Source organism: Legionella rubrilucens (genome assembly GCF_001468125.1).
Lineage (GTDB): Bacteria > Pseudomonadota > Gammaproteobacteria > Legionellales > Legionellaceae > Legionella_C > Legionella_C rubrilucens.
Window position 1 is genome coordinate 171,115 of record NZ_LNYT01000006.1, and the last position, 17,866, is coordinate 188,980.

Sequence of the window (17,866 nt, forward strand, 5' to 3'; positions counted from 1 at the left end):
GGTTATCCCCTCACGTTTTCTGGTCGTACGGTTAAACTGATATCGCGAAATATATCAAACGTTGCCGGATCAGTCGGTACCGGCAGCGGCGATGCTTTATAAATCGCGGTTTGTGCAGAGCGATCGAGAATTGGATCGCCGCTGCTGCGGATTAAACTTACCTCAAGGACCGCGCCATCGGGCGCCAGGCGAATTCTGAATTGACTGGACAATCCGCGGTCGACATTATCCGGCAGGATCCATTGACGGCCAATGGCATTGATAATCAGCGCCTTGTATTTATCCACTTCCCCGGCAAGGCGTGCTCGATTGGCCGCAGCCTGGGCGGCATCTGCGGCCGCCTTCTCAGCCGCTGCCTTTTCGGCGGCGGCTTTTTCAGCAGCGGCTTTCTGGGCCGCCAATTTCACCGCTTCTTCTTTTTTGCGAGCCTCGGCTGCGGCCTGGTCGGCCTTTAATTTGTCTGCTTTGGCCTTTTCCTCATCCTTTTTCTTTTGCAACTGAGCCAGTTTGGCAGCCTCTTCCTGTTGTTTTTTCTGAAGCTCTTTCTGTTTCTTTTTAAGTTCTTCCAGACGCTTGGCTTCCTGCTCTTTTTGCAAAGCCAATTGTTTCAAGTGCTTTTGCTCTTCTTCCATCTGCTTCTTTCTGGCAATGGCGAGTTTGTCTGCTTCTTCTTTTAATTTGGCCAGGCGCTGCTGCTCCTGCAGACGTGCACGCTTTGCCTGCTCGGCCTGTTGCGCCAAGGCTTTCTGGCGCGCCTGCTCAGCTCTGATTTGCTGTGCCCGCTGCTGTTTTAAACGATTCACCGTCTCCATGACTTCCTGGTTGTTCACGCTGACGGCTTTCACGATTTCCTTCTGCGGGGCATTGGCTTCTATCGGGGTCATCTCACCGGGGGTATTTTTTGCCTCATTCATCAGAACAGGACGTTTGCTGGACGTCTCCGTCAACAATAAAAGGGCTAAAAATAAATGCAGCGTCAGAGCCGCATAAAACGCTTTGCGGTAACTCTGTTCAATCCTCATGCTTGGTTCTCCGAAATGGCTTCAGACGAATCGGTTAATAAACCCACCTGTTCAGCTCCTGCCTGCTTCAGCAAGGCCATAGCACCCACCACTTTGCCATAAGGTACACCCTGATCACCTTTCACCAGAACATTAACAGGCTGATTATTCTGTTTGGCCAATTCAAGCTCGGCAGCCACCCTGACCATCAGTGCTTTGGGCTCCATGGGCAAATCCGGCGCCGTATTGATGTTTAAAAAATAATCGCCGCGCAAATTTACCGACACAATGATAGGCTCACGCTCGGTGGGTTTCAGTGACTGGCTTGCAGCCTTTGGCAAATCCACTGTGACGCCCTGCGTGAGCATCGGGGCTGTAATCATAAAAATAACCAGCAAAACCAGCATGACGTCGATGTAGGGCACCACATTGATTTCCGCGATCGGTTGAGACGATTTGGTTTTTTTCCTTAGCATCGTTTATCCTCTCACGGGCACAGCGCTTTGCTGTTCAATCAACGACACCAGTTCATCCTGAAACAGATCGTATTGCTCAAGCAGATTACCGGCACGGGTACTGTAGCGGTTATAGGCAATGACCGCAGGAATCGCGGTAAACAATCCCAACGCCGTAGCCACCAGCGCCTCAGAGATACCGGGTGCGACCATGGCAATGGTTGCCTGCTGCGCCTGGCCTAAAGCCTGGAAGGACGTCATAATTCCCCATACGGTGCCAAACAGGCCAATGTAGGGAGAAATAGACCCGACGGAGGCAAAAAACGGCAGGTGTTTTTCAAGCCGCATGGCTTCCTTGGCATGGCTGATTTGCATGACCCTCTGGATGGGCTCAAGCACAACCGCGCCCTGCTTTCTGGCACGCACGTATTCTTTAAATCCCGCATGGAAAATGGCGGCTATCCCCTGTTTGTCCTCCGCATGGCTATCAATATCAGCATACAATTTGCTCAAGTCGCTGCTATCCCAGAAACGGCGGGTGAATTGATCGCACTGCTGTTTTTTGCGATTAAAAAACCATGCTCGCTGGATAATTAATGTCCAGGAGACGATGGAGGCAGAAAGTAAAATCAGCATCACGGTTTTAACCACCAAACCGGCTTGTAAAAAATAACCTAAGACACTGGCATGGCTACCCACGTTGATTCCTCCTACTTGTCTACTTCTTCTTAATTGTAATGGGGCGGTATACGCTGTATTTTCATTGCACTGTCGACACAGACAATCTTGACCTGCGCCTCGCAAAGCAGAGTATTATGCTGATTTCGCAGGCTTTGTTCAAATAAAATACTGCAAGAACTTCGCTTAACAATGTCGCTACGGACTAAAAGCAAATCATCAAGCTTTGCCGGATGCAGAAACTGCATCGTGACGTCGCTGATGACAAAATGCCGGTCATGCTCTGCCGCCATGCGGGTTAATGACCAATTCTTTTCACGCAACATTTCTGTTCGCGCCCGTTCAAAAAAACAAAGAAAATTGGCATGATAAACAATGCCCATCATGTCCGTGTCTTCAGCATAAACGCGAAAGCAGCTTTGATAACTCATTTTACAACTCATGCTCAACCGGTTGCAGGCCAAAATGCTGGTAGGCCAGATTGGTCGCTATTCTACCGCGAGGCGTTCGCATGAGATAGCCTTGTTGAATAAGAAAAGGTTCAAGAACATCCTCAATTGTCCCCTTTTCTTCGCCAATCGCTGCGGCAATGCTGTCTAAACCCGCAGGGCCTCCGCCAAACCGTTCGATGACAGTCAACAGCAATTTTCTATCCATTAAGTCAAAACCGAGTTTATCCACATCGAGCATTTGCAAAGCCTGATGCGCAATGTCGCGGTTAATCGTGCCATTGCCTTTAACCTCGGCATAATCCCGCACACGACGCAACAGCCGGTTAGCAATCCGCGGAGTCCCCCGTGAGCGCATGGCGATTTCACGTGCGCCCTCTTCATCCGTTTGAACTTTCAGCAAACGCGCGGAACGGGAAACAATATGGGTTAAGGCATCGATATTATAAAATTCCAGGCGTTGCACAATACCGAAACGATCACGCAGTGGCGACGTTAAAAGGCCAGCGCGGGTGGTTGCTCCGACCAGAGTAAACGGCGGCAATTCCAGTTTGATGGAGCGCGCAGCCGGCCCCTCGCCAATCATGATATCCAGCTTGTAATCTTCCATGGCAGGGTAAAGGATTTCTTCAATCAGGGGGCTTAGACGATGAATTTCATCAATAAACAGTACATCATTTTCTTCAAGGTTGGTGAGGATAGCGGCCAAATCGCCCGCTTTATCCAATACGGGGCCTGAAGTCTGGCGCAGGTTCACCCCCAGTTCGTGGGAAATAATATTGGCCAGCGTGGTTTTACCGAGGCCAGGAGGTCCGAAAATCAGGACATGATCCAAGGCGTCCCGACGGTTTTTAGCCGCGTCAATAAAAATCTGCATTTGCGATCGCACAGCCTCCTGGCCAATGTACTCTTTAAGGCTTAAAGGGCGGATAGCGCGGTCAATCGCTTCTTCGGAGTCAGCAGGCGTCGCGCTGATGAGTCGATCACTTTCAAGCATGGAAGATTTATGGAATTAATCACGATGCAGCCATTCTAACACAGCTTTTTAATGCTTTCTCTTGTCATTTGGTTTATTAATGCCTGTCCAAAGCATCTCGCGGGTGCGGCAAATGCGGGAACGAACCGTGCCGAGCGGACAATTGAGGTAAGCAGCTACTTCATCATAGCTTAAACCGCCAAACACATGCAGGAGAAAGCATTGCTGCATGCCTAAAGGCAACTGGCTAAACAGGACATCCAGGCGTTTTCCTAATTGAAACTCAATTAACAGGGCCTCCGGGTTGGTCACTGCATCAGACGGCAGACAGTCACAGGCCGCCTCTCGCTCAGCCATTAATTGCCGACTTCGGTAATAGTTTTTAACCGTGTTTTGAATGATGCGATAAAGCCAGGTCTTAAAGCTTGATCGGCAATCAAACTGCTGGATATGGCGAAATAATTTGATGCAGACGTCCTGCACCAAATCGTTGACAACGGAAGCATCCTGTACCTGCAGTCTGATTTGCAGGGTAATTTTTTGGTAATAGCGGGAGATCAGTTGGTTAATGGCTTTGTCATTGCCATTAAGTGCACTATGAATTAATTGATAATCCGTTTCCCCTGATGATAGGCCCATGATATCAACATCCAACCATATTGGATAATATATCGTCATATTTTGCATTTTCTTTAATGCTGTTTCACTTTTTCAATGAGTTTCAAATGCCTGTAATCGTCCTGGCCCAGCTGATCACAAAAAATGACAAGCACCTTTTGTCTGTCCTCAGACAAGAATTTAACCAGCATAAACAAACCTGTATGCAACAGCAGGCGATGTCGGGCAAAGGTTTGCGTGGATTGAGGACTGAGCAAGTGCCAGGTTCCGCCCTGATGAGTGAATTCCCGGTAATTGCCGGCCGGATAAGGCGTCCTGATTCCCAGGAAGAGTACGATCAGAAGAATGATTATCAATGGCAGGCACACGCCCCATGACAATCCCGAATGAATCAGCAACCCGGAGGCGGTTGTATTAAGCAGCACCAGCAAATAAAGATAATGCGGGGATTTATTTAAGGTAATCCTGTAATTGAATTCGTCTGACAATGTCTTCCACGTCCCTGTTGGCTGGCGCGCTGCCCATTAACCAGCTGTAAAGGACTGGATCGGGCTGCTGCAGCAAGATTTCAAATTGTGCAATTTGTTCTTCATTAAGCTTTTCAAGCTGGCGGTCAAGGAATTGGTTCAAGAGAAGATCCAGTTCCAGCATCCCGCGTCGGCATTGCCATGTCAATTTTGCTTTTCTGGCGGCGTCCATCATGGTTATTCAGTTGTAAAAGCGGTGAATGTTACACTAAACTTGCAAACTATCGCAATCATAAGGCAATTTCAGGTCATCCTATGAATCATGGCACTTACATCATCGCAAACCGCAGTTACCAAGCCCGGCATCCTCTTGAGGACGAAGTGCATTTTGATACCGCTGAAAATTATGTTTTTCATCTGCCGGATTTAGCCGTCCTTGCCGTGAAAGGAGCCAAAGCCGCTGATTTTCTGCAGGGCCAACTGACCTGTGATGTGCGCCTTATCACTCCTTCCACCATGCAGCGGGGTGCCTTATGCAACCTGAAAGGACGCATCATGGCTTTGCTTGACGTGATTGATTGGCAGGGTTATCACCTCGTGTTACCCAAGGATTTGCTTGATGAGACTAAAAACAGTCTGACCAAGGCGGCGATGCTGTCGCGGGTTACCCTTCAGGTCAATACGGATTGGCATGCATTTGGTTTTTTAATCAACAACAGCAGCGAGACGCTGCCCCGACTCACCTTGCCTGAGGAATCAGGTCATGCCGCCGCCGCTGAGGATTACTGTTGTTATTCCCTTGGCAATAATCTATTCATAGCGCTTATCCGTCAGGACAGAATCAGTCATTACCTTGACGGATTCTCCGCTCCACAGCACCGTGGTACGCTCGGGTGGCATTATTTGCAACTTTTAAACCGTCATGTGACCATCTATCCTGAAACCCGAGGCCTGTTTCTCGCGCATCGCATTGACTTGCACAAACAGGGCTATATCAGCTTTGAAAAAGGGTGCTATAAGGGACAGGAAATCATCGCCCGCACACACTATAAAGCCAAATTGAAACATGAGCTTAAGGTTTTCACTGTCTACAGCGGCAGGCTTCCGGTACCTGGCAGCCGTCTTTTTAATGAAGGAACTCAACAGGAAATAGGCGAGCTGGTCGATTGTTGTCCCAAAGGCAGCGATTGCTACTTAATCGCGGTAAGCATTCATTTTGAACATGCTCAGGTGGTTACACTCGAAAACCAGAGTGAAACACTGACGTTGCTTGATGCCTGGGAAAACCCCAAAAAGCATTAACCCGGGCTTTCCCTTTTGAAGGTCAAGCCCCGGCTTATGCCTTTCGATCACAAGTGAGGCGTATCCACATTGCGACGTCCAGGCAACATGCGTTGCACAACGTCATCTTTATCAATAAAGTAATGTTTGAATGCACCCGCCACATGAAGAACCAGCAGTGCGATAATGATCCAGGCAATGACTTCATGACTCTCTGCCAGGAAATGTGCCAGTGACTTATCCTTAGGGATTCCGGGTAGCGTTAACGTAAACAACCCAAAAAAACGCGGCGGCTTGCCGGCGGCTACGGACATCACCCAGCCAACAATGGGCATGAGAATGACAAACACATACAGGGCGTATTGCACAAAGCGAGCCGCAAAGACCTGCCAGGCGGGCACTGATGGGGGCAAAGCCGGTTTGCCAGTGCGAATTATCCAGATGATTCGTAAAATCATCAAGGCCAGAATGGTAATCCCAAAGGACTTGTGCATCATATAGGCCATGCCTTGCCATTGCTCCGGTATATCATCGAGGAAAAAGCTCCCGGCCAGCATGAGAATTAAAATCAACGCCACAGTCCAATGAAAAAATTTGGAACCGGACGAATAGGCCATTACTGATTTGTCATTATTATTCAATTTTCAACTCCTTGTAATGATTAACGGCTACCGAAGTAGCCGCTTTATTTTTAGGCTGTGACTTCCTTCTCGGACATCTGCAAGGTCGTCTGGGTTAAATCAAGCAACTCTCTGATGGCCACAAAAAACATGGTGTAATTCAGAGACTGACTTGAGCGCAGATCAGCCAGAATATGCCGCCAGCGCTCAATCAAGGTAGTATGGTTTTCAGCCCAATGAGCAAATGATTTCATTGAGTCTTTTTTCTTTTCATCCAGGCTGATAATACCCACTGTCAATTGCCGCTGCTGCCAATCCAAATCATCCCGCAAGGCTTCACGGGATAAGGACTCCCAGTTATTTTCAGTGGGATGAACAATAACCTGTGAGCGGATCCAGCCTAAATCAAGGAATTCGCCGATAGCAAAGTAAGCCTGTGCCACCTGAGTTACGCTTAACTCCAGCTTCTGCGCCACTTCAATAATGTCCATGGCTGAGAATAAGGCGCGAGTGATGGTCAGCTCATGAGCAAACTCCTCATCAATACCCAAATCAATGTAATGTTGATATTGCTCTTTGTATTGGGCAAGGTTTCCTTCACTGTAAATCGTGGGGATGGCCTTTTTCAATTCCTCTACTCCGGGGCCGTAGAGTTTAACGGCTTTGCCAATGTTCAAGCGCATGCGTTGACTTCGTAAGAACCAACGGGTTACCCGGCGCATTAATCGAACATACAGCATGACAATATCAATCTGCCTGGACGCATTGACAAACGATTCCAGGGCACTGATTTTTTTCAACACGCCGTCAATATTGAGCACCGTTCTCGCAATCATGTAGGCACGGACAATCGCTGAAACCGGCGCACCGGTTTCATCCTGCATGCGGTAAATGAACGTAAAGCCCATCTCATTGACGATGATGTTGCTTAAGCGGGTCGCGATAATTTCCCGGCGCAAAGGATGTTCCTGCATCTGGGTGCTGAAGCGCTCCTGAAGCGGCTTTGGAAAATAGCTGACCAGGAAAGTTTTCAGGTAAGCGTCTTCAGGCACATTGGTCGCCAGTATCTGCTCTTTAAGAATGGTTTTACTGTAGCACAATAAAACGGCGATGGATGGCGGCACAAGCCCTTTACCGAGCAGTTTACGCTCGGCAAACATCTTGTCGTCCGGCAGGAATTCGAGGGACCTGTCGATTTTTCCGGTGCGCTCCAATTCATTGATGTAGCGCATGTGCAATTCAACGGATTTCAACGCCTGAGCTGCGGTATAGCTGATAGCCCGTGGTTGAGCAAAATTATCCCTCAATACCAGCGCGGCAACTTCATCCGTCATCTCAGCGAGCAGTTCATTACGCTGTTTCGGGGTTAAATCGCCTGCAGCGACAATACTGTTCAGCAGAATTTTGATGTTAACTTCTTTGTCCGAACAGTTTACACCGCCTGAATTGTCAATGAAGTCGGTGTAAATTAATCCCCCTTCCATGGCGTATTCGACGCGGGCCAACTGGGTCAAACCGAGGTTGCCGCCCTCACCCACCATTTTACATCGCAACTGTTTGGCATTGATGCGGGTCGCGTCATTGGTACGATCGCCGACGTCTGCGTGGGTTTCATTTTGCGCTTTGACGAAGGTTCCAATTCCGGCACTCCACAATAGATCCACCTTGGCGCGAAGGATAATGCGAATCAGCTCATTCGGTTCAATCTGGGCCTGCTTGATGCCGAAAACCTGCTTCATCTCCTTGCTGACCGGGATGGATTTGGCGCTGCGGTTAAACACGCCGCCGCCTTTGGAAATTAACTTCTTGTCATAATCGCTCCAGTTTGAACGCGGCAGATTAAACAGGCGCTCACGTTCTTTGAAGCTCTGTTCGGGATTAGGATCCGGATCAATGAAAATATGAAGGTGGTTAAATGCACCCAGCAACTTGATATGCCGAGACAGCAACATACCGTTACCGAACACATCCCCCGCCATGTCACCGATACCCACCACGGTAAAGTCATTATTGATGTCCATGCCGGATTCGTAGAAATGACGCTTGACTGATTCCCATGCACCCCGGGCAGTAATGCCCATTTTTTTATGGTCATAGCCCACCGAGCCGCCTGATGCAAAGGCGTCTCCGAGCCAGAAGCCGTACTCTAAAGAAATGGCGTTGGCGATATCAGAGAAGGAAGCGGTTCCCTTATCAGCAGCAACGACGAGGTAAGGATCGTCCTCGTCATAACACAGGACATTGGCAGGTTTTTCAACCACGGAGCCCTTGTAGTTATCGGTGATATCGAGCAGGCCGCGGATAAATTCCTGATAGCAGGCAATCCCTTCCGCCTGAATGTCTTCACGGCTGCCATTTAAGGGCAGGTGCTTCGGCACAAAACCGCCTTTCGCACCGCTTGGGACGATGACCGCGTTTTTAACCTGCTGTGCTTTCATGAGGCCTAAGATTTCGGTTCTGAAATCTTCTTTTCGATCAGACCAGCGCAAGCCCCCGCGGGCGACTTTACCGCCGCGCAGATGCACGCCTTCAAAGCGGGGCGAGTAAATGAAAATTTCAAACATGGGATAGGGTTTTGGCACACCCGGAATCGCCTTGCTGTTGAGTTTGATGGAAATGTTTTTCTTGGGATTTCCTTTGGCATCCACCTGATAATAATTGGTCCTCAACGTGGCAGAAATCGCATGCACGAACTGACGGATAATTTTATCCTCATCCAGGTTGCTGACATTATCCAGAGCAGTGAATATCTGATCGATCTGACTGGTAAACTGGTCTTCACGTTGATTGTTGGACTCAGGATTAAAGCGGGTTTCAAACAAGTCAACCAGTTTTTTAGCAATTGCCGCATTATTATGCAAGGCCAACTCAATGTATTCCTGACTGAACGTCAAGCCGATTTGTTTAAAGTACTTTGCATAAGTCCGCAAGACCGCCACCTGACGCCAATTAAGACCGGCTGCCAGTACCAACTGGTTAAAGCCATCGTTCTCGGCATGACCAAACCAGACGCTGGCAAAGGCATTCTGGAACAGGTCCTTGATCTCATCGATATCAAAGCAGGCGCCACGGGTGTACTGCAGAGCAAAATCATTAATCCAGGTGATGCTGCCGTCTTCAAATTTCAACACGTACGGCCGTTCACTGATAGCCCTCATGCCGAGCCGTTCAACGATAGGCAGAACATCCGACAGTGGAATGGTGGTGCTGTGCTGATAAATCTTCAGGCGGAAACTGTCAGCCACTTCATCCATGGGACGATAAAAATTCATTACCAGCGGGTTTTCTTCCGACAAGGCTTCCACATGCTTGATGTCATAGACTGCGGTACGGGGCGAGAAGGTGTCGCAATAAGACACGGGGAATGCACCGCGGTATCGGGCAAACAGGTGATTGGCCTGTTCTTCACCGAAGGTTTCCACCAGGAAATGCTGCAATTCGTCATTCCATGAGCGGCCGACCTCAATCAGTTTCTGCTCAATTTCCTTGAAATCCCATTGCGTTTCATCCTGAGGATTGGTGCGAATAATGAAATGAATACGCGCAAGCACGGACTCTGAGAACCAGGTGGAAAAAGTGATTTCTTCCGCATTAAAGCTTTTCTCAAGGATATGCTGCATGGCCTGCCGCAACTCCGTATTGAAACGCTCCTTGGGAACATAAACCAGACAGGAAATAAAGCGTCGATACACATCAACCCGCGCAAACATGCGAATACGGCGGCGCTCCTGCATGTAATAGATGCCCATGGCAATTTCCAGCAACTCGTCTTCAGAGGCCTGAATTAAATCGTCGCGGGGCAGGGTTTCAAGAATATTCAACAGCACCTTACCGGCATGGCTTCGCGGCACCAGTGTGGAATTATTCATCACTTTAGCCACTTTATGGCGCAGGAAGGGAATGTGTTTGGGATTCGTGTTGTAGGCGGCAGACGTGTACAGGCCGATGATTCGCATCTCGCCTATCACCTGGCCTTTTTTATTAAAGCGTTTAACGCCGATGTAGTCAGTATAGGCCTGGCGATGAACCGTGGCTTCGGTATTGGTCTTGAACATGACCAGGGCCCGTGAGGACAGGGTGAGCTCACGCGCTTCAGGGGTCATGGCCGAAATGCTTCGGGCGGTGGATTTGCTCAGGCTTGGACGCAACACCCCAAGCCCGGTTTCCGGCAGGGGCTGAAGAATCGTTTCATGCCCTTTTTCAATCAGTTCATAATCGCGAATGCCGAGGAAGGTGAAATGATGGTCTTCAATCCATTGCAGGAAAGCCTTGGTTTCTTCCGCTTCAGCCGGATCAAGCACCTCCGGGGCCTCATCAAGTTCAGTAATGGCTCGGCGCACCCGTTCGCGCATCGCCGGCCAATCTTCAACCACGGCGCGATTGTCTTCAAGAACGCGGTCAAAATTGCGATGCAGTTCCTCGAGTATCGCCGGATCCGTTTGCCTGTCAATTTCCATGAAAATCGGTGCTTCGACAAAAATGCCTTTCTTTTGATCCGTCGCAGGATTGGTGCTGCGGGGCAATACCTGCACCACCTGATTCTTGTCGTTCCGTTTCACGGTAAGGCCGCCCATGTGGATGACAAGATGCGCTTCAAAACCCATGCGGTTGACGACCATTCGTAAGGAATCAACCAGGAAAGGCATGTCGGTGGTCAGCACTTCGACCACGGTGTGGGTTGTTTGCCAGCCGTGTCTTTCAAAATCGGGGTTATAAATACGTATTTTGGTTTCATTGGGCGCGCGGGTCTGAATGAGAGACCAGAAATTAATCGCTGCCCCATAAAGATCTTCAATATCCCATTCGCACAGGTCTTCCATGGCCACTGTACTGTAAAACTGCCGCACGAACTCGGAGCACAATTGGGCTTGCTCAGGTTCCATTTTACGTTTCAGTTTATCAATGATGGCATAAATGATTAAATCTTTACCTTCTTCGAATTTGTAAGACATTCAATCACCTCAATTAGGCACAAAAAATTAGCTGCCGCGCATTATATACTGGTGTTTCGCAACTTACACGGCAATAGTGCAAATTTATTAAACTATTATTCAATAAAGACGCGGGTATCCACGGCAACCCAATCCGCTACCTCAATCATATCCTTATTGCGCATGCGAATACATCCCCGTGAACCGGGTATGCCAAGAGGCGTTGAATCAGGCGTACCGTGGATATAAATGTAGCGTTTAAGGCTGTCGACTTCACCGCCCTGGTTACGTCCCGGCTCCAAACCATCCAGCTGCAGAATCCGGGTTAATATCCAGTCTCTCCCCGGGTAGCACGTGGCCAGGGAGGCATCGTAAATTTCACCCGTCCATTCGCGGCCTACAAACACGCTGTTTTCGACAGCATCCAATCCGATCCGGGAATGAATACGATGCCAGCCGCGGGGCGTGCACTCACTGCCCATGCGCTCACCCAGGCCATTTTTTCCGGTAGACACTGTGTAGGTTTTCCAAAGCGCATCCTGCTCATAACAGACCATGATTTGCCTCGCGGCCGAAATATAAATGTATTGCTTCATTGGAACATCACTTGATTGCTACGGTTTTAATATTAACAAATTCCAAAATACCCTCACGTGAAAGCTCTCGTCCATAGCCTGAGTGTTTTATTCCGCCAAACGGTAATCTCGGATCAGAGGCAACCAGGGCATTGACAAAACAACTGCCGGCTTCGATGCGGTTTTTGGCAATGTCTTCACCGCGCACAATGTCACGGGTAAACACAGCGCCTGCCAACCCATACGGGCTTTGGTTCGCCAGACGAATGCCTTCTTCTTCATTGTCCACTTGAATGACTGCGATAACCGGACCAAATAACTCCTCCTCAAACGCCGTCATGCCGGGTTTGACATTCACCAGCAAAGTGGGTGGGTAATAAAATCCCGGGCCCGCAGGCAATGCGCCGCCATTCAGCAGACGTGCGCCCTGCTTCACACTCTCAAGAACCTGTTGATGCAGCGTATCACGCAAATCTTCACGCGCCATCGGGCCCAGCGTTGTTTCAGGATTGACAGGCTCACCCATGGCGTAGTGTTGCAGGCGTTGTTGAATTTTGGCCACCAGTTCATCATGAACTGAAGCCACAGCGATAATACGTTTGGCTGCAATGCAAACCTGGCCACAATTATTCAGACGGGATTTAATGATGCAATCAGCCGCCAAGTCGAGGTCGGCATCATCAAGCACAAGGTAGGGATCGCTTCCCCCCAATTCGAGTACGGATTTTTTTAAATGCGACGCCGCGTTGGCCGCGACGACACGCCCGGCCTTCTCGCTTCCGGTAAAACTCAGGGAGGCTATTTTATCATGGGCAATGAGTGCTGCGGCGCCCTCATTATCCACAACCGCCTGTTGAAACAGGTGGTGAGGAAAACCAGCCTCAATGAACTGTTTTTCAATGGCAAAACCGCAACCTGTGGTGACTGGCGCATGTTTTAAAATCACGGCATTACCTGCCATGATGGCCGGTATTGCGCAACGATAAACCTGCCAGAAAGGGAAATTCCAGGGCATGATCGCAAAGACAATGCCAAGCGGTTGGTAATACACCGTGGATTTCTGCAATTCAGTCTGTATGGTTTGCGGCTTTAAATAGTCCTCTGCCTTTTCGGCATAATGATCAGCAAGCCAGGCGCACTTTTCTATTTCTGCCTCACCCTGAGCAATGGGTTTACCCATCTCACGGGCGATTAACAGTGCGAGTTCCTTTTTTTTGCGACGAAGTAAATCGCTCAAGGCAAGCATGGGCTGGCGCCTGAACTCAAAGGAGGTTTCACGCCAGTCGAGGAAAGCTTTCTCTGCTCTCTCAATGAGAAGATCCACGTCTTTGCTGGACAGTAGAGGGTATTCCGCGAGTTTTTCTTCGGTAGCCGGATTGATGGTCTGAATGCTCATGGGGGTATGGGATTATTATTAATTTAAAAGAGTTTAGACTATCTCTGCGCGAGTGCAACAGTTTAGAAGCAGCGCCGCCGACGTTGACACTTGCAATGGATAATATTTAATTCAGTTTTTATATTTTTATTCATAATGTGCCCATTCTGGCAAAATAATCAATCCCTGTATTACTTTCAGTGGTTGCCTAGAGGATTTGATTGTTGTTACTATTTTCAGAACGATAGGCGGACACGTACACTGTGCGTCTGCATGAATGAACTTTACTCCACATTGGGATAATTTAATGACAAATAGAACTCTAGGCTACCACCCCGCTCATTACCTGGTTGCCTGGGCCGTCCATGCGTTTACCGCCAGCGCAGCCTGCTTTGGTCTTTTAACGCTGGCCAAAATTTACCAGCATGATTATGTACAGGCTCTGTGGTTCATGGCTGTAACGGTTGTTATTGACGCCCTTGATGGCACTCTGGCACGGCTGGTTAGAGTAAAAACAGTATTGCCGAATATTGATGGGGCTCTGCTGGACAATATTGTCGATTACCTCAATTACGTCATCACCCCCTGCTTTTTCCTGTTTGTTAAACCGGATATGCTGTCTTCGGATATCAAATTGTTGATTATTGTGGCCATTACGATCGCTTCCTCCTATCAATTTTGTCAGTCGGATGCGAAAACGCCTGATCATTTCTTTAAAGGATTTCCCTGTTATTGGAATATTGCCGTGTTTTATATGTTTATTTTCAACACGTCCATGTCCACCAATGCCATGATTCTCACACTCCTGTGCATTCTGGTTTTCGTTCCGATTAAATACGTTTATCCGTCACGACTTGATTACCTGACTGAATCCAGGACACTTAAAATCATGATGCACAGTTTTTCGTTGATTTATGGCATCAGTTCGGCCCTGATCTTATGGAACTATCCTCAGATTAATCCCGTCAATCTGGCTGTTTCACTGGGTTACGTCATCATGTATCTGGCTTTAAGCGTGTACAGGACTTACTCTCCCATGATCATTTCCCGCATGTCTGCGCATAAAGAATCATAGAATCATTCACATTTGCCCAAAGACTGATTAATATAATGCGTTTTCAATGTGAGGATTGAGGTGAGTATGTCTGTTTACCGTTGTACGTTTACTGTGTTGGCAACCTGTTTATTGATGAGCACCATGACGCATGCCGAAGCATTTCCCCATGGTTGCGAAGTCAGCGGCTTTGGTTACAGTAATTACCACCTGATTGTGAATGAAACCGGTGATCAAGCCTTTTACCTCATCCAGAATCGCAGTGACAGAACCGTCGAACTCCAGCGCATCGAAACGCGTGAAGTGTTTATGAGCCCTCCTCTGACTGCCAAACTTGAACCAGCCAATTGGGCGGCCTTTGCCTCCGACATTCGCGAAATGCATTTTCAATGCTTCTACACCGAAAATGAAAATACGGCCAAAGTGAATTGCCGCGATGTCCTGGATGTTTGCCAATATCCCCGGGTCAAATTTGCTTTGAGTAATATGGGAAATTACTGGGTATCTACTAATAAATCACAACGACAGGTCATTAATGATGCCGCCGCAAAAGGAATTTACTTACGATGGTAAGGTAACTATCAGTACCCATAATAAATTATTCGTGCTGCTAGGCATTCTAGGCAGCATTGTATCGCTTCTTGGATTGATTAAAATGCCGGCGCAATTGTATTTTGTCGCTGGCTCAACGCTCTTGTTATTCACCGCCCTCCATTTCAAACTGGTTTACTTCATCGCCCTGGAATTGATATTAATTGCCGGACACGGCGCTGTCCTTCTAGGCATTGGACCTGCTCTGCAATTAGCCATTCCTATCCTGCTTTGCGTGCAACTGTTGTTTTTTTATTATTTAAGCGGTCAGTTAACCAATTTATTTATTCTGATAGGGATAACTGGCATCGCGCTGCTGTCCATAGGGCTTGCATATGAAAATCAATGGGTTTTTTTCAGCGGCGGTAGTGCAGTAGCCTGTTATGCGTTTTACAATGCATCCAGCAAAAAAGCGGCTTTAATATGGGCTATTCTGAATTCCCTGTTTGCTCTGATTGCAATCCTGAAAATACTTGTTTTTTAATTCTGGAGATTTTATGGCTAAAACACCTTCTACCATGTCCCCACTGGGAACCCAGGCTCCTGTTTTTTCTTTGACTGACGTGGTAACCGGTAAAACGATCCATCTCACGCAGGACAACAAGGCCAAAGCCACGGTGATTATGTTTATCTGCAATCATTGCCCTTATGTGAAACACATCAACAAAGAATTAACACGCCTGGCTAATGATTATCTGCCCAAAGACATACGCTTTTATGCCATTAATTCCAATGATGTTGTCAATTACCCCGATGATTCGCCAGACAACATGAAGCGCACAGCAATAACAGAACACTATCCCTTTCCCTATCTTTTTGACGAAACTCAGGAAGTAGCCAGAGCGTATCAAGCGGCCTGCACGCCCGATTTTTTTGTCTATGACAGTCAACTGTCGCTGATTTATCGCGGCCAGTTTGATGACTCCAGGCCAGGAAATGCTATCCCGGTTACAGGCAATTCCATCCGCGTGGCACTTGATTGCGTGCTGGCGAATCAAAAAGTGAGTGACACACAAAAACCAAGCCTGGGGTGTAACATTAAATGGAAAGCGTAATGCCCGAATTTAAACTGTCCTTCTATGTCCCTGAAAGTCATCTGCAAGAGGTCAAACAGGCTTTGTTTGACGCAGGAGCCGGCAAGCTCGGAAATTATGATCAGACCTGTTGGCAAACTCTGGGACAAGGTCAATTTCGTCCTCTGGAAGGCGCAAATCCTACGCTGGGTGAAACCCTGGAACTGACCTATGTCAGCGAAGTCAAAGTGGAAATGCTGTGTGAAGAGCGTTGTCTGCGTGATGCGATCACGGCATTAAAACAAGCGCATCCTTATGAAGAACCAGCCTATGACATTGTCAGGCTTGAGCACTTGAAATAAAAAAGCCTGCTGAAGCAGGCTTTTTACACGATTATATCCCTTATTTGGAAGCAACCACCTGAATTTGAAGCGTCGCAATCACATCGCTGTGAACATGCACTTCAACTGTGAAATCACCCACAGAATGGATAGGACCTTCTGGCATGACGATTTCGCGTCGGCTGACTTCAATAGAGCGCTCCACCAGGGCATCCCGGATTTCATTCACGCCAACAGAACCATACAGCTTGCCTTCGTCACTGGCCATGGCAGAGATAACCAGGGTGATGTCGTTCAGCTTAGCTGCACGTTGTTCGGCAACAGCCTGAGCCTGTTGTGCTTTCTTCTCGAGCTCGGCACGACGTTGTTCAAACAATTTAATGTTTTCTTCAGTAGCGAATACCGCTTTGCTTTGTGGAATCAGAAAATTTCTGCCAAAACCATTTGCAACATTCACTTTGTCGCCAAGTTTGCCTAAATTTCTAACGTTTTCTAACAAAATAACTTGCATCTCTTACCCCTTATTCTGATTTTCGCCCGCTAAAAACAAGCGGCGCGCTCTCAAATTAAATAAACTATCGATTGATCCAAACAACACATACACCGGCAGCATAATGTACGGCACCACAACGATGGGCATCAGCAACAACACCCAGAACGCGAGACGACGTTTTTGAGCCAGTAGGCTGAGACTTAAACTAATCCCGGCCGCCATCAAATAGACAAAAAATAATGGTAAACAACTTAATAACACGGGATTATGCTGATAGACCCCATAAAGGCATACCAATAGCAAAACGACCGCGGCACTGTTGGCACGAAATGCCATGACTTCCCTTTTGAAACCGCCAGGATAAAAGAGCATGGACTGTACGGCGCGTGCCACTAACAGCGAAAAAACCGCTGATAACAAGACACTGATCGCCTTAATGCCTAACAGATAATTTGCGAGGCTGACCTGGTTTTCAGGCGGTTGATGCTCAAGCAGGCTGGCAATGACATTTCCCTGATCAAGGGCTTTGAGCATTTCCTGAACCATTTTATATTGGGCAAGGATAAACTCGGAAGCCAGGCTATGAACAAGAAGAATAACCACTGTCGCCAGACTGATGATAAAAACAGCCACCTTCTGCCAACTGGCGGTGGCGCGCAGCAAGCAGGCCCCCATGTAGCAGGTCAGGTAGGTCAGGGCAATGGTTGACAGCAGATAAGGGCTTGAAGTAGTCATCTCTGCCATGCAGAGAGAGACCGTCAATCCGATGATCAAGCATTGGCAACCAGAAGCCCAGCCTTTACGCAGGGTGACCAGGGCCATAACAGACAAGGACACCCAGGCGGTAAACGGAATTACCGCCAATACGGCCGTCAAAAACCAGGCATATTTCTCATTTTGCAATAAGAAATGGCCCTGTTTTTGTAAAAGTCCGCCCGTGTGTTTCAT

20 protein-coding genes are annotated in these 17,866 nt (G+C 48.2%); 6 read left to right on the forward strand and 14 right to left on the reverse strand.

Annotated features, from left to right (window positions below; translation table 11 throughout):
- Nucleotides 1–2: 2 nt before the first annotated feature.
- The 8 genes from tolA to Lrub_RS03030 are packed head-to-tail and all read right to left on the reverse strand — an operon-like array spanning nt 3 to nt 4,879.
- Nucleotides 3–1,022, reverse strand: a complete 1,020-nt coding sequence (gene tolA, locus Lrub_RS02995; protein WP_058530723.1) for a cell envelope integrity protein TolA — start codon at nt 1,020–1,022, stop codon at nt 3–5.
- Nucleotides 1,019–1,477, reverse strand: coding sequence for a protein TolR (gene tolR / locus Lrub_RS03000; protein WP_058530724.1), 459 nt, complete (start codon nt 1,475–1,477; stop codon nt 1,019–1,021). The genes tolA and tolR overlap by 4 nt, the downstream gene beginning before the upstream one ends.
- 3 nt (nt 1,478–1,480) lie before the next feature.
- Nucleotides 1,481–2,155: a protein TolQ gene (gene tolQ, locus Lrub_RS03005; RefSeq protein WP_058530725.1), complete on the reverse strand. Its 675-nt coding sequence runs from the start codon at nt 2,153–2,155 to the stop codon at nt 1,481–1,483.
- Between the two features lie 29 nt (nt 2,156–2,184).
- Nucleotides 2,185–2,565, reverse strand: coding sequence for a YbgC/FadM family acyl-CoA thioesterase (locus Lrub_RS03010; RefSeq protein ID WP_082651425.1), 381 nt, complete (start codon nt 2,563–2,565; stop codon nt 2,185–2,187).
- 1 nt (nt 2,566) lies between these two features.
- A complete protein-coding gene (gene ruvB / locus Lrub_RS03015; RefSeq protein WP_058530726.1) occupies nt 2,567–3,580 on the reverse strand; it encodes a Holliday junction branch migration DNA helicase RuvB in 1,014 nt (337 codons plus the stop codon).
- A 48-nt stretch (nt 3,581–3,628) separates the two neighbouring features.
- Nucleotides 3,629–4,198 (reverse strand): RNA polymerase sigma factor, encoded by a 570-nt coding sequence (locus Lrub_RS03020; RefSeq protein ID WP_058530727.1) that lies wholly within the window; start codon nt 4,196–4,198, stop codon nt 3,629–3,631.
- Nucleotides 4,199–4,251: 53 nt separating this feature from the next.
- Nucleotides 4,252–4,665, reverse strand: coding sequence for a protein YgfX (locus tag Lrub_RS03025; RefSeq protein ID WP_162263121.1), 414 nt, complete (start codon nt 4,663–4,665; stop codon nt 4,252–4,254).
- Nucleotides 4,628–4,879, reverse strand: coding sequence for an FAD assembly factor SdhE (locus Lrub_RS03030; protein WP_058530729.1), 252 nt, complete (start codon nt 4,877–4,879; stop codon nt 4,628–4,630). Before Lrub_RS03030 ends, Lrub_RS03025 begins: the two co-directional genes overlap by 38 nt.
- Nucleotides 4,880–4,959: 80 nt before the next feature.
- Here Lrub_RS03030 and ygfZ point away from each other — a divergent pair, with 80 nt between their 5' ends.
- A complete protein-coding gene (ygfZ, locus tag Lrub_RS03035; protein ID WP_058530730.1) occupies nt 4,960–5,946 on the forward strand; it encodes a CAF17-like 4Fe-4S cluster assembly/insertion protein YgfZ in 987 nt (328 codons plus the stop codon).
- A 47-nt stretch (nt 5,947–5,993) separates the two neighbouring features.
- On the opposite strand, the gene Lrub_RS03040 is transcribed toward ygfZ, so the two are convergent.
- The 4 genes from Lrub_RS03040 to Lrub_RS03055 all read right to left on the reverse strand — a co-directional run bounded on the left by Lrub_RS03040 (nt 5,994) and on the right by Lrub_RS03055 (nt 13,447).
- On the reverse strand, nt 5,994–6,566 hold the full coding sequence (locus Lrub_RS03040) for a cytochrome b (RefSeq protein WP_237760738.1): 573 nt from the start codon (nt 6,564–6,566) through the stop codon (nt 5,994–5,996).
- Between the two features lie 50 nt (nt 6,567–6,616).
- The gene (locus Lrub_RS03045; RefSeq protein WP_058530731.1) at nt 6,617–11,497 is read right to left on the reverse strand and encodes an NAD-glutamate dehydrogenase; all 4,881 of its coding nucleotides are present in this window, start codon (nt 11,495–11,497) and stop codon (nt 6,617–6,619) included.
- Between the two features lie 95 nt (nt 11,498–11,592).
- Nucleotides 11,593–12,072 (reverse strand): L,D-transpeptidase, encoded by a 480-nt coding sequence (locus tag Lrub_RS03050; RefSeq protein WP_065235703.1) that lies wholly within the window; start codon nt 12,070–12,072, stop codon nt 11,593–11,595.
- 7 nt (nt 12,073–12,079) lie between these two features.
- On the reverse strand, nt 12,080–13,447 hold the full coding sequence (locus tag Lrub_RS03055) for an NAD-dependent succinate-semialdehyde dehydrogenase (protein ID WP_058530732.1): 1,368 nt from the start codon (nt 13,445–13,447) through the stop codon (nt 12,080–12,082).
- Nucleotides 13,448–13,733: 286 nt separating this feature from the next.
- Here Lrub_RS03055 and pcsA point away from each other — a divergent pair, with 286 nt between their 5' ends.
- The 5 genes from pcsA to Lrub_RS03080 all read left to right on the forward strand — a co-directional run bounded on the left by pcsA (nt 13,734) and on the right by Lrub_RS03080 (nt 16,446).
- On the forward strand, nt 13,734–14,501 hold the full coding sequence (pcsA, locus tag Lrub_RS03060; protein WP_058530733.1) for a phosphatidylcholine synthase: 768 nt from the start codon (nt 13,734–13,736) through the stop codon (nt 14,499–14,501).
- 66 nt (nt 14,502–14,567) lie between these two features.
- Nucleotides 14,568–15,053 (forward strand): hypothetical protein, encoded by a 486-nt coding sequence (locus tag Lrub_RS03065; protein WP_058530734.1) that lies wholly within the window; start codon nt 14,568–14,570, stop codon nt 15,051–15,053.
- A complete protein-coding gene (locus Lrub_RS03070) occupies nt 15,016–15,555 on the forward strand; it encodes a hypothetical protein (RefSeq protein ID WP_237760739.1) in 540 nt (179 codons plus the stop codon). Before Lrub_RS03065 ends, Lrub_RS03070 begins: the two co-directional genes overlap by 38 nt.
- Before the next feature lie 13 nt (nt 15,556–15,568).
- Nucleotides 15,569–16,126, forward strand: coding sequence for a thioredoxin family protein (locus Lrub_RS03075; protein WP_058530735.1), 558 nt, complete (start codon nt 15,569–15,571; stop codon nt 16,124–16,126).
- Nucleotides 16,126–16,446, forward strand: a complete 321-nt coding sequence (locus tag Lrub_RS03080; RefSeq protein WP_058530736.1) for a YqfO family protein — start codon at nt 16,126–16,128, stop codon at nt 16,444–16,446. The genes Lrub_RS03075 and Lrub_RS03080 overlap by 1 nt, the downstream gene beginning before the upstream one ends.
- 40 nt (nt 16,447–16,486) lie before the next feature.
- On the opposite strand, the gene rplI is transcribed toward Lrub_RS03080, so the two are convergent.
- Together rplI and Lrub_RS03090 are read right to left on the reverse strand one after the other, a co-directional pair.
- Nucleotides 16,487–16,936 carry a 50S ribosomal protein L9 gene (gene rplI, locus Lrub_RS03085; protein WP_058530737.1) on the reverse strand — a complete coding sequence of 150 codons (450 nt, stop codon included), beginning with the start codon at nt 16,934–16,936 and terminating at the stop codon, nt 16,487–16,489.
- A 3-nt stretch (nt 16,937–16,939) separates the two neighbouring features.
- Entirely contained in the window at nt 16,940–17,866 is a 927-nt protein-coding gene (locus Lrub_RS03090) for a hypothetical protein (protein WP_058530738.1), read from the reverse strand.